At 69.4% G+C, this 11,633-nt stretch carries 10 protein-coding genes; 6 read left to right on the top strand and 4 right to left on the bottom strand.

The features are described from left to right. The coding region (locus ACIRB1_RS46920) for a SulP family inorganic anion transporter (RefSeq protein ID WP_403470101.1) at nt 1–843 on the bottom strand (843 nt) is incomplete at its 3' end. Between the two features lie 403 nt (nt 844–1,246). On the opposite strand from ACIRB1_RS46920, the gene ACIRB1_RS46915 reads away from it, so the two are divergent. After that, on the top strand, nt 1,247–1,660 hold the full coding sequence (locus tag ACIRB1_RS46915) for a MerR family transcriptional regulator (protein ID WP_403470100.1): 414 nt from the start codon (nt 1,247–1,249) through the stop codon (nt 1,658–1,660). Nucleotides 1,661–1,808: 148 nt separating this feature from the next. Here ACIRB1_RS46915 and ACIRB1_RS46910 read toward each other — a convergent pair whose 3' ends face one another. Together ACIRB1_RS46910 and ACIRB1_RS46905 are read right to left on the bottom strand one after the other, a co-directional pair. Beyond that, nucleotides 1,809–3,146 (bottom strand): IS630 family transposase, encoded by a 1,338-nt coding sequence (locus ACIRB1_RS46910; protein WP_403470099.1) that lies wholly within the window; start codon nt 3,144–3,146, stop codon nt 1,809–1,811. Between the two features lie 17 nt (nt 3,147–3,163). Further along, nucleotides 3,164–3,508 (bottom strand): hypothetical protein, encoded by a 345-nt coding sequence (locus tag ACIRB1_RS46905; protein WP_403470098.1) that lies wholly within the window; start codon nt 3,506–3,508, stop codon nt 3,164–3,166. Nucleotides 3,509–3,673: 165 nt separating this feature from the next. Between ACIRB1_RS46905 and ACIRB1_RS46900 the strand changes: the two genes are divergently transcribed. Beyond that, the gene (locus ACIRB1_RS46900; protein ID WP_403470097.1) at nt 3,674–6,481 is read left to right on the top strand and encodes a DEAD/DEAH box helicase; all 2,808 of its coding nucleotides are present in this window, start codon (nt 3,674–3,676) and stop codon (nt 6,479–6,481) included. Continuing rightward, nucleotides 6,478–7,713, top strand: coding sequence for an SWIM zinc finger family protein (locus ACIRB1_RS46895; protein WP_403470096.1), 1,236 nt, complete (start codon nt 6,478–6,480; stop codon nt 7,711–7,713). The genes ACIRB1_RS46900 and ACIRB1_RS46895 overlap by 4 nt, the downstream gene beginning before the upstream one ends. A 124-nt stretch (nt 7,714–7,837) precedes the next feature. Here the strand turns inward: ACIRB1_RS46895 and ACIRB1_RS46890 are convergent, their stop codons facing one another. Further along, nucleotides 7,838–8,953, bottom strand: a complete 1,116-nt coding sequence (locus tag ACIRB1_RS46890) for a hypothetical protein (protein WP_403470095.1) — start codon at nt 8,951–8,953, stop codon at nt 7,838–7,840. Nucleotides 8,954–9,079: 126 nt separating this feature from the next. On the opposite strand from ACIRB1_RS46890, the gene ACIRB1_RS46885 reads away from it, so the two are divergent. The 3 genes from ACIRB1_RS46885 to ACIRB1_RS46875 all read left to right on the top strand — a co-directional run. Further along, nucleotides 9,080–9,646 carry a TetR/AcrR family transcriptional regulator gene (locus ACIRB1_RS46885; protein ID WP_403470094.1) on the top strand — a complete coding sequence of 189 codons (567 nt, stop codon included), beginning with the start codon at nt 9,080–9,082 and terminating at the stop codon, nt 9,644–9,646. Between the two features lie 296 nt (nt 9,647–9,942). Beyond that, complete coding sequence (locus ACIRB1_RS46880) at nt 9,943–10,443, top strand: MarR family winged helix-turn-helix transcriptional regulator (protein ID WP_403470093.1); 501 nt, start codon at nt 9,943–9,945, stop codon at nt 10,441–10,443. Continuing rightward, nucleotides 10,434–11,633: MFS transporter (locus ACIRB1_RS46875; protein WP_403470092.1), on the top strand; the 1,200-nt coding region annotated here is incomplete at its 3' end. The genes ACIRB1_RS46880 and ACIRB1_RS46875, both read left to right, overlap by 10 nt.

Here is an 11,633-nt window from a genome sequence, read left to right as displayed (position 1 = left end):
GAAGAAGCCGGTGACGATGTTGGCGATGCCCTGTCCGATGGACTCACGGGTCTTGGAGGAGTGGGTGTCGGTGATGTCATCGACCAGCTTGGCCGTCATCAGCGACTCCATCAGGCCGACCAGCGCCATGGCCAGGGCGTACGGGGCAATGGTGGTGAGGGTGTCTAGGGTGAAGGGCACGTCGGGCAGGCCGGGCACCGGCAGCGAGGAGGGCAGCTTGCCCTTATCGCCGACGGTAGGCACGGCGATCCCCGCCGCCACGGTGATCACAGTGAGGATGACGATGGACACCAGAGGCGCCGGGATCACCCTGGTGATCTTCGGGAAAGACACCAATAGCGCGAGCCCGGCGATGATCATCGGGTAGACCGGCCAGGGCACATTGTGCATCTCCGGCACCTGTGCCATGAAGATCATGATGGCGAGGGCGTTGACGAAACCGGTCATCACCGAGCGGGGCACGAACCGCATGAGCTTGGCCACGCCGATCGCACCGAGCACCACTTGAAAGACGCCAGCCAGGATGACGGTGGCGACCAGGTAGCCCAGACCGTGCTCGCGGTTCATGGGCGCGATGACCAGGGCCACCGCGCCGGTGGCAGCCGAGATCATCGCGCGGCGTCCGCCGACGATGGAGATGGTGACGGCCATGGTGAACGAGGCGAACAGGCCGATCGCCGGGTCGACACCGGCGATGATCGAGAACGAGATCGCCTCGGGGATCAGGGCCAGGGCGACGACCAGGCTGGCCAGGATCTCGGTGCGCCAGACCTTTGGGTTGTTCAGCCAGTCGGGGCGCAGGCCGCGCAGGCGTGCGGCGGGAGTCACAGCAGCAGAAGACAAGGAGATGTGTACCTGTCGTGCTCGGGCACACCCATCGGCAGGCCGGGGCGTGCGGGAAGGACGCGCAGGGGCCGGGCCGGCACCCCGCAGACGACCCACAGAACGGGCCGGAAGTCGAAAGGGGACGCGGGGCCGGGCGGCACGCACTGGCGGCCGGGTGGCTCACATCCAGGGGCGAAGGGTCACGGCGGGCAGGCGGCGGCGATCGGCGTCATGGGCTCGCGCACGCTCTCTCTCCTGCAAGAATCGGATCTTCGCCGGGGGCGCCATCGGCCCCGGAACGGCAGCGGCGGGGCAGCCGAGCCGCCCTCACCTTCAATAACTCTACCCTAACGTTAGAGTAGAGAGCGGTGGGGCCGCATTAGACGCGGCCGCCATGGAGGGAAGGGCCGGGAACACAGGCGTGGACGACAAGCACATGCAGATCGGCGAGGTCGCCGCGCGGACCGAGTTGTCCCTGCGCACTATCCGGCACTACGAGGAAACCGGCCTGGTCATCCCCTCCGCTCGCTCCCAGGGCGGCTTCCGCCTCTACACCGAGACCGACGTCGCCCGCCTCATGGTCATCCGCCGGATGAAGCCGCTCGGCTTCACCTTGGAGCAGATGCGCGACCTGCTGGACGCCACCGACCGCCTGGACAATGGCGACGCTCTCAACGACGCCGAGCGTGAAGTGCTGCTGGAGCGCGTCCGCACCTACCAGCAGGCTGCTGCCGAGCAGGTGGAGAAGTTGCGGGTCCAATTGGCTCGCGCTGAGGACTTCGCCGACACCCTGGGCTCCCGCCTGGAGAACAACGCGCCAACTGCTCGTGCGTAGCACCGGGCGTCTCGTCTCGGCCGGAACGGCCTCGGCCCGTGGGCGGCGCGGGCTGGCTCGCCAGGGATGGCCGAAGCGGCGCTTTACCGGTCTTCTGCAGCACGAGCCGCTAGTGTGCTGCGCCAGAAATGGCAGCTCTAAGTCTGTTTTAGATTTCAGTGGTTGGTGGGTTGATTTTGGTGAGGTAGTCGGCGAGGGAGTTGAGGATCTCGTCGGCGGTCTTGGTCCAGGTGAAAGGCCGCGGGTTCTCGTTCCAAGTGTCGATCCACGCGGTGATGTCGTCCTCCAGGGCCTTCACGGAGGTGTGCACACCGCGGCGGATGAGCTTGTCCGTCGACAGGCCGAACCATCGCTCGACCTGGTTCATCCACGAGGAGCCGGTGGGGGTGAAGCGGACGTGGAAGCGCGGGTGTTTTCCCAGCCACGTCTTGATCTCGGCGGTGTTGTGGGTGGCGTAATTGTCGCAGACCAGGTGGACGTCGAGGCCGGTGGGCACGGCCTTGTCGATCCTGATCAGGAACTTCTTGAACTCGATCGCCCGGTGGCGGCGGTGCAGTGCCGATATGACGGTGCCGTCGGCGATATTGAAGGCGGCGAACAGGCTGGTGATGCCGTGCCGCAGGTAGTCGTGGGTGCGCCGTTCGGGCATGCCCGGCATCATCGGCAGCACCGGCTGAGACCGGTCCAGCGCCTGGATCTGGGACTTCTCGTCCACGCACAGGACTACCGCTTTCTCGGGTGGGTGGTGGTACAGGCCGACGACGTCGACGACCTTCGCGATGAACTGCGGGTCGGTGGAGAGCTTGAACGCGTCCTGGAGATGGGGCTTGAGGTCGAACCGCTTCCAGATCCGTCCGATGGTGGACTTCGACAGTCCGGAGTGCTTGGCCATAGAGGCCCGCGACCAGTGGGTGTCCTTGCCCGGGGTGGACTCCAATGTCGCCGTGAGTACGTCTTCGACCTGGTCCAGCAGGACCGAGGGCGGCCGGCCGGGACGCGGCTCATCACTCAGCCCGTCCAGCCGCAAGCGGATGAACCGCGACCGCCAGCGGTTCACCGTTCCGTGCGAGACACCAAGTTCCGCGGCGATCTCCTTGTTCGTCCCGCCTTCCGCGCACCGCAGCACGATCCTCGCCCGCAGCGCCAGGAACTGGGCGGTCTTCGCTCGCCGAGCCCAGCGGGTCAGCTCCGCACGCTCGGCCTCGGAGAGCACCAGTTCCGGCTTGCGCCGGCCCGGCCGCGGCTCATCCACCAGCCCCGCCATCCGCCGGGCCACGAACCGTGAGCGCCACTTGCGTACCGTCTCCGTACACACCCCGAAACCCGCAGCCACAGCGGTGTTTGACGCCCCGTCCGCACAGGCCAGGATGATCCGGGCCCGCTCCGCCACACGAGCCGATACCGCACCGTCCGCCCAGCGCGACAACTCCGCACGCTCCGCGGCAGACAGCACGACTTCGACAGCACGAGGACCCCGAGACGACATGAAAACAGCCTACATACTTAGAGCTGCCATTTCTGGCGCAGCACACTAGCTGTCATGGTCGCAGTAGCGAGCAGGCGCCCGTCCTCAGCCAGATCGACAGCAACCACGCTCACCTCGACGCCGAGAACTGCCGTGGTGAACGGCACGGCAAGGCTCTCCTCGATCATCGTGAAGAAGCCGGTGAGCTGCTCATCCTCGCCGTAGGCGTCGACGGTGGCCTCTTCGATCAACGCCTCCAGCGCGGCTGGGCCCCAGGTGCTCATGGCCTCACCGTAGCGTCGCACTATACGGTTGAGGACCGGTGTGCTCAGCAGCGGCGTATCCGCCGTGGCGCCGTCGCCGGCAGTCAAGCCGAGGCTCACGGTTGCCAGCGAGTGACGCTGCCTGGTGGGGTTCGGTGGTGAGCGGCCCAGGGGAGGGCCCGGCAAGCGACAGGGCGGAAGCGAGTGGCACGAGTCGTCGTAGGAGAGCCGGGTACGGGCACGAGGAGCGCACCGCCGCTCGCCCGGCAGGAAACATCCGCCTTCGTGAGGGAGCTGCTCGGCGCCGGCTGGGCGGCGGTGTTCCTGCCCGCTGAGCCCGCCCGCCTTGGGCGGCTGCTGCTGTGGAAGCCGACCGGGGCGGTAGCCGGAGACCGTATGGCGCCCACCGGCCTGGAGACCGAGGCGGTGGAGCTGGTCCTGCCGCACGGCCGCTCGGTCAGGCGGCGCAGGGTCCAGGGTTACGCGCTGCCTGTCGCCGTCGCTGTCTGTGCCCTGGCCGATGCGGAGCCGACGCATCCCTCGGGCGCCGCCTGGCAGGCCGCCACTCGCTTCGCGCTGCGGCTGCTCGCCGACGGCCGCCTCCACCCGGCGCTCACTCCCGCCGGTTACGACACTTGGCAGGTGGGTCCCTTCACCGCCGCCCAGCGCCGGACGCTGGACGCCCTGGCCGCCGCCTTCCCGCCGCACGCCCACTGCCTGCCCAGGCCTGGCCCTGCTCCGGTACGGATCACCGAACCGGCCGCGCTGGTACGCCAGTTCTGCGACGCGGTCGCCGACGATCTGGTCCGCACGCCGGCCGCGCCGCTCGCCATGGGAGCGCTGCCGTACGCCTGGCGCCAGACCCGCGCCGTGCCCACCTTGCGTGAATGGGCCGAGGAGACCCAGGCGGCGCTCACCGCCGAGGTCCGTATATCCCTGCGCGTCGACGTACCCGAAGGACGCCGACGGCAGTTCCGGGCCGTCCCGCAACTGCACACCGCGGCGGACCCGGCGCTCGTCATCGAGGCCGCTCGACTCTGGAGGGAGCCGACCGAAGTAGAGCGGCTGCTCGGTCCACGGGTCGAGACCGAGACCCTGCTCGCCCTGCGCCGCGGCGCCCGCGCCTGGCCCCCGCTGCGGAGGCTGCTCGACGATGCCGCTCCCGATCAGCTCCGGTTGACCGACGACGAAGCCTTCGATCTCCTTGGGGACGCCACGGACGCGCTGCGCGCGGCCGGTGTCGACGTGCACTGGCCGCGCGACCTGGTCAAGGCGCTCACCGCGACCGCGGAGATCGGGCAGCACACCGCCCCCGGCTCCACCGCGGGCGGCCTGCTGGGTACCGAGGCCCTCCTCGACTTCCGCTGGCAGGTCTCCCTGGGCGGCGAGCCGCTCACCGAGGCCGAGATGGATGCTCTCGCGGAATCACGCCGTCCCCTCGTCCGGCTTCGCGACCAGTGGGTGGTCGCGGACCCGAAGCTGGTGGCCCGCGCCAGGCGCCGCCGGATGGAACCGCTCACCCCCATGGAGGCGTTGAGCGCCGCGCTGACCGGCGAGGCCGAGCGGGACGGTGACCGGGTCCCCTGTGCGGCGGTCGGTGCGCTCGGCGACCTGGTCGCTCGTATCCGCGATCCCGAGTCCCGGGCCCCCGTGCCCCAGCCCGCCGCCCTCAAGGCCACGTTGCGCGAGTACCAGAAGCGGGGCCTGGCCTGGCTGGCCGAGATGTGCGCACTCGGCCTCGGCGGCTGTCTCGCCGACGACATGGGCCTGGGCAAGACCATCACCTTGCTCGCTCTGCACCTGCACCGCCAGAGCGACCCCACCACCGCGGGCCCCACCCTGGTCGTCTGCCCAGCCTCCCTGCTCGGCAACTGGCAACGCGAGGCCGCCAGATTCGCACCGCTCACCCCCGTACGCCGCTACCACGGCGGCGACCGCCACCTGGGGGACCTGGCCGGCGACGAGATCGTCCTGGTCACCTACGGGGTGCTGCGCCGCGACCGCGAGGTGCTTGCCGAGACAGCCTGGTCTCTGGTGGCCGCCGACGAGGCCCAGCACGTCAAGAACCCCTACGCCGTCACCGCCCGCGAACTGCGCGCCCTGCCCGCACGCGCCCGCGTCGCCCTCACCGGCACCCCTGTGGAGAACAACCTCTCCGAGCTGTGGGCACTGCTCGACTGGACCACCCCCGGGCTCCTCGGCTCACTCACCGCCTTCCGTGACCGGCATGCCCGCGCCATCGAGGCGGGCTCGGATCCCGAGGCAGCCGAGCGCCTGTCCCGTCTCGTACGTCCCTTCCTGTTGCGCCGCAAGAAGTCCGACCCGGGCATCGCGCCCGAACTGCCGCCCAAGACCGAGACCGACCACGTCGTCCCGCTGACGGCCGAGCAGACCAGCCTCTACGAGGCACAGGTCCGCGAGACCATGGCGAAGATCGCGGAGTCCGAGGGCATCGCCCGGCGCGGTCTGGTACTCAAGCTGCTCACCGCGCTGAAGCAGATCTGCAACCACCCCGCCCAGTATCTGAAAGAGCACAGTCTGCGCCAGGCCACTCCCCTACGGGGCCGCTCCGGCAAGCTCGACCTACTGGACGAACTTCTCGACACCATCACCGCCGAAGGCGAATCCGTGCTGATCTTCACGCAGTACAAACAGATGGCGGCTCTGCTGGAGAAGCATCTCGCCGAGCGCGGCCTCCCCACTCTCTTCCTGCACGGTGCCACCTCCGTCGCGCGGCGCGAGGAGATGGTGGACCGTTTCCAGCGCGGGGAAGTGCCGGTGTTCCTGCTGTCGTTGAAGGCGGCAGGCACCGGACTCAACCTCACCCGCGCCACTCACGTCGTGCACTACGACCGCTGGTGGAACCCAGCCGTCGAGGACCAGGCCACCGACCGCGCCTACCGCATCGGCCAGGACAAACCCGTCCAGGTACACAAGCTCCTCGCGGAGGGAACCGTAGAGGACAAGGTGGCAAAGCTGCTCGAAGCCAAGCGCGCGCTCGCCGACGCCGTCGTCGGCTCCGGCGAGGCAGCCCTGACCGAACTGTCCGACGCCGACCTCGCCGAACTCGTCGCCCTGGGAAGGCAGGCATGAGCCCCACCGTCCCCGACCCGCGCCGTGCGTCCGCCCGCGGCAGGCGAGCCTTCGCCGCAACCTGGTGGGGCCAGGCATGGATGGCCGCCCTGGAGGACTCCACCCTGGACGCCGGACGGCTCTCGCGCGGACGCACCTACGCCCGCAAAGGCATGGTCGGCCCGGTCACCGTCGCTCCGGGCAAGGTCAGTGCCGCTGTCCAGGGCAGCCGTCCGCGCCCGTACCGCTCCTCAGTCCACCTGCCCGTCCTCACCGACCATCAGTGGGACACCCTGCTCGACACGATCGCGGCCCGCGCCGGACATCTCGCGGCACTTCTCGACGCCGAGATGCCCGCCGAACTCGTGGACGACGCCCGCCACGCAGGCGTCCCACTGCTCCCCCTGCCCACCGAGCTCGATCCGGAGTGCTCCTGCCCCGACTGGGGACACCCCTGCAAGCACGCCGCCGCGCTCTGCTACGCCATCGCCGCCACCATCGACACCGACCCCTTCGTGCTCTTCGCGCTGCGCGGCCGCGGTCGCGAGGAGATCTTCGCCGAGCTGCGCTCCCTCCGTACGACAGCACAGGAGACGGCCGCCCCACCGGCACCGGCCGGCATCCCGGCCGCCGCCGCGTACGCCCGCTGGGCCGAAGAGCCCCCCGAACTGCCCGAACTCCCGGAACCCGCTGCCCACACCACAGCACTGCCCATCGCCCCGCCACCCGGCACCGGCCTGGCCGTCGCGGACCTGGAACGCCTCATGGCCGACACCACCGCGCGCGCCGCCCGGCTCCTCGCGGGCGACACCGCCGACCTGCACCTGAGCCAGCACCAGGACGCCATCCGCATCGCCGCAGGCAACCCCGGACCCGAGTGGTTCCACCACCTGATCCAGAACACCGGCACCAAACCCACTGCCTTCGCACGCCTCACCCGCGCCTGGCGCCACGGTGGCCCCGCGGGCATCACCGTCGCCGAGCAGCCCTACGCCCCCGACCCGACGGTGATGAAGGCCGCCCGCGCCGCCCTGGACGCGGCCCTCTCCGAAATAACCGACTCCCCCACCCACCTCAGAACCTGGCGCAACCGCCTCACCCTCACCCACCACGGCATCCAGTTGCGTCTGGGCCCCGACGCCCGCTGGTACCCCTACCTCCAGGACGACGACGGCGAATGGTGGCCCGCGGCACCACCCGACAGTGACCCGGTCACCGCGCTCACCGCGGCCTGGTCGCAGAACGGGGAGTAAGGAGGCGATACCGCGCTGACCAGGAACCGCGAGCAGAAGCTGGACACACTCGCTCTGCTCCACTGGTTGTCGCGGGCACTCGCCGAGGCCCCGGAAGCCGCCGGACGGCGGGCATCGGCACTCTTCAGCCCAATATGAAGGTGCCGCCTGCGGTCGTTGCCAGGTCCGTTCCGAGGGCGGCTGCCGGTGTCCAGGACCCGGGCCTGCCGACGCCACGGGCCAGCAGTTCGGTGACGGTGGCGGTGACGTCGGCCGTGAAGTCCATGCCGTCGTCGGCGCGGAGCCATCCCTCGTGCCGGGTGCCGTCCGCCCACTCGACGACGGCGTGCCCCCAGGAGTGCTTGCGCGGACGGGGTGCGGCCTTCACCGTGGCCCGGCCGAGCCGGTCGACGGCGAGGCGTCGCAGCGCCGGAACGGACAACAGGCGGCCGAGCAGCGGGAGCAGGGCGCGTATCAGCGGAGCGGTCGGCACGAGAGCGGAAGTGGCGGTGACCAACGGTGCTCCGCTCACCGCATGCGCCGCGACGAGCTCGCCGGAGGCGACACCTGCCGACTTCGCCGACTCCCCGTCCGGAAAGATGAGTTGCTGTGGGTCCGCGCCGAGGCGCGAGGTCACCAGCCGCCCGTTTTCGTATCGCCGTCCGCCGGCGGTGAGCACGTCCACGATGCTGGCCGCCAGGGCGGCACCGAGCACGCCCGCCTCGACGGCCACCGAGGCCACGGCGTCGACCTGCACCCGGTGCGGCGTGGGCCGGCCTTCGCACAGCTTCGCCACCACCGCCTCCGTCGCCAGCACACCGAATCCGGCGCCGGTGACCAGGGTGCTGCCCGCCCGCACCGCTTCGTCGTGCAGGGAGAGCAGCCCCTGCACGGCGACCACGTCGTTGGCCTGGTCGACGTAGTGGCCGCCGGGCATGCAGGCGCGGGCGATCACCGGTGCCGTGGCGGCGAACGCGCCCATCGTGTTCACCACCACCCGCGGGCGCTCCCGGACGATTTCGTCCGCAATCTGCTCGGCCGAGTCGGCGACGATCACCTTCGCGTCTCCGGACAGACCGGCTTCGGCTCCGGCGGCGGCCATGCCCTCCCGGCTGCGCCCGACCGGCACGACCGTCAGCCCCCGCGCGGCCAGTCGCGCGGTCACGCCCCGGCCCACACGGCCGGTCGCCCCGACTATCCACACCTCGTCGTTCGCCCTGATCTTGCCTGTCGTCCCGTCGGTCTTGCTGGTCTCCGTCATGTGAACGCCACCCCTGCCTGCTCCGGGCCGCACCGGGGACAGGCGCCCCCCAGTGATGACACAGTGTGTCGTGAGTGCAGGCTAGCACTGACGACACAGTGGGACATCACCTGTTACAGTCCACCTATGGCGAGGTGGGATCCGGGTGCCGAGCAGCGACTGAAGCGGGCGGCTCTGGAGCTGTACCTGGAGCGCGGCTACGACAACGTGACGGTGACCCACATCGCCGAGCGAGCCGGACTTACCCGGCGCTCCTACTTCCGCTACTTCCCGGACAAGCGCGAGGTCCTGTTCGCCGGTTCGGAGGGCCTTCCCCCGGCACTGGCGGAGGCGGTCCTGGCAGCGGACCCGAACGCGGCTCCGTTCGCCGCCGTCCTCGACGCGCTGGCGCGAGTCGGTGCCGAACTCGTCCAGCGCGTGGACGGCGCGATGGAGCGCCGGGCGGTGATCGACGCCAGCCCCGAGTTGCAGGAGCGCGAGCGGACCAAGACGGCCGCGATCACCGAGGCGATCCGCAATGCCCTGGAGCAACGTCAGGTGAACGCCGGGACGGCCGAACTGGTCGCACAGCTCGCCACGGTGGCCTTTCAGAACGCCTTCCGGCGCTGGATCGAGACCGAGGGGCATGCGAGTTTCGGCAGCTGCCTGCACGCGGTGACCGACGGGCTGCGAGCCGCCCTCGCCGGGACGTGAGAAGGACGTCCGCCCAGTGCCCTAACTGATCGCTTCAGGGCGGGACCGACGTCTCCACCTGCCCAACTTCTTGACCACTGCCGCCGAGCCGGGACACGGCAGTTGGAACCGAGGTGACCTGGTGGTCTGACCTGCTTGGGACACGCTTGTTGGAACCATCTGGTCAGGCTTCTTGCTCCGTTTGGCGCATGGCCATTCATGTTGGAACCAGTTCCGGACGTCTCGGGCCTGCGGTGGCGTCCGTGGTCGCCCATTAAAGCAATAGCACTTATATAAGCACTGTTATGATGTCTCGCGTGACTGACCCCCATGCACCCGACCCGACGCGGCAAAGCCTCTGGAGACCCCTGCGCCTGCTCCAGGCATCCCTGGACGCCGACATTGCCCAGGTCTACTCCGAGCGGCAGATCGACGGGCTCAAGCCCAGCTTTGTGATGGAGCTGCTCCGGCTTCACGCCTGCGGGCCCATGACCATCGCGGAACTGGCCGAGTCGGTTCAGCGCACGCATTCGGCGCTCAGTCAGAAGGTCGCCGCGATGCGCACGGGCGGCTGGGTTCAGACCGTCGTGGGTGACGACGCGCGGACCAGGAAGGTGACGCTCACCGACAAGGCCCGCGGCGTCGTGGATCGTCTGGCGGCGGAATGGCGGGCCACCGAGGCCGCAGTCGCTGACCTGGAGGCGGAGATTCCCTACCCGCTCTCCCAGGTCGTCACCGATATCGAGCGGGCTCTTGAGCGCAGGAGTTTCCACGACCGGATCGCTGAGAAGCTGGCGGAGGATCCTGCGTGGGACTGAAGCGCACGCTGCTCGACGTGACTCCGTTACGGTCCTCACCACCGTTCCGGCGGTTGTGGATCGGGCAGACCCTGTCCGGTTTCGGCGGCCAGATGACGCTCGTCGCCGTCATGTTCCAGGTCTGGCAGATGACGGAGAGTCCCACATGGACGGGTGCCGTCGGGCTGGCCCAGGCGGTTCCGCTCATCGCGCTCGGGCTGTTCGCCGGCTCTCTCGTCGACCGGGTGGACCGCCGGAAGTTCTACCTGCTCACGATCAGCGGACAGCCCGTGTGTTCGCTCCTCCTCGCATTCCAGGGCTTCTTCGGGCACGTCCCTGCCGCTGGTGTTCTGGGGCTGCTCGCACTCCAGTCCTGCTTCGGCGCAGGCAGCGGCCCCGCCTCGCGCACCTTCATTCCGCACCTCCTGCCCAAGCACCAACTGGCCGCGGGGCTGGCGCTGAGACGAATCGCCTTCCAGGGCGCGATGCTGCTCGGTCCCGCGCTGAGTGGAGTGATCGTGGGCGGACTGGGAGTCGGTGCCTGCTACCTGATCGACGCCTTGACGTTCGTCGCCGCGTTCTACGGTGCCTTCGGCTTGCCGAAGATGAGCCCCGGAGACGAGCCCGCACGGCCTGGTCTCCAAGGAGTGCTGGACGGCCTGGCCTTCTTGGGCCGCACCCCCGTCATTCGCGGGGCCCTGCTCACAGACCTGGCCACCACCGTGCTGTCGATGCCCATCAGCCTGTTCCCCTTGATCAACGCCGAACGGTTCGACGGCAACCCACGCACTCTGGGACTGTTCCTCACGGCCATCGCCGTCGGCGGCGTTGCAGCGTCGCTCTTCTCTGGAACCTTCACACGGTTTCCCCGACCCGGCCTGGCCATGCTGGGCGGATCCGCCACCTGGGGTGCAGCGCTGACGCTGTTCGGCTTATCAGCCAACCCGTGGGCCGGCTTGACCTTCCTCGTCATAGCCGGCGCCGCCGACACCGTCTCCGTCGTCTCCCGGAGCACCGTCGTCCAGATGCACACCCCGCACGAACTACTCGGCCGCGTCAGCGCTGCCGAACAGATCGTCGGGCAAGCGGGACCCGACATCGGCAACATGCGCGGCGGTGTCCGCGTACTCGTTGAAGTGCTCAGCCAAGTACAGATAAACGTGCTCAGCTCTCAGGCCACTTCGGTCTCGCGCTCGATGGCGGCGAGGCGG

Source organism: Streptomyces sp. NPDC096013, assembly GCF_044763565.1.
Lineage (GTDB): Bacteria > Actinomycetota > Actinomycetes > Streptomycetales > Streptomycetaceae > Streptomyces.
This window is presented reverse-complemented; position numbering and strand designations above follow the sequence as displayed.

Coding starts and splice junctions, on each gene's coding strand:
- ACIRB1_RS46885 (WP_403470094.1), top strand. CDS start 9,080: ATGGCGAGGTGGGATCCGGGTGCCGAGCAGCGACTGAAGCGGGCGGCT.
- ACIRB1_RS46910 (WP_403470099.1), bottom strand. CDS start 3,146: ATGTCGTCTCGGGGTCCTCGTGCTGTCGAAGTCGTGCTGTCTGCCGCG.
- ACIRB1_RS46890 (WP_403470095.1), bottom strand. CDS start 8,953: ATGACGGAGACCAGCAAGACCGACGGGACGACAGGCAAGATCAGGGCG.
- ACIRB1_RS46895 (WP_403470096.1), top strand. CDS start 6,478: ATGAGCCCCACCGTCCCCGACCCGCGCCGTGCGTCCGCCCGCGGCAGG.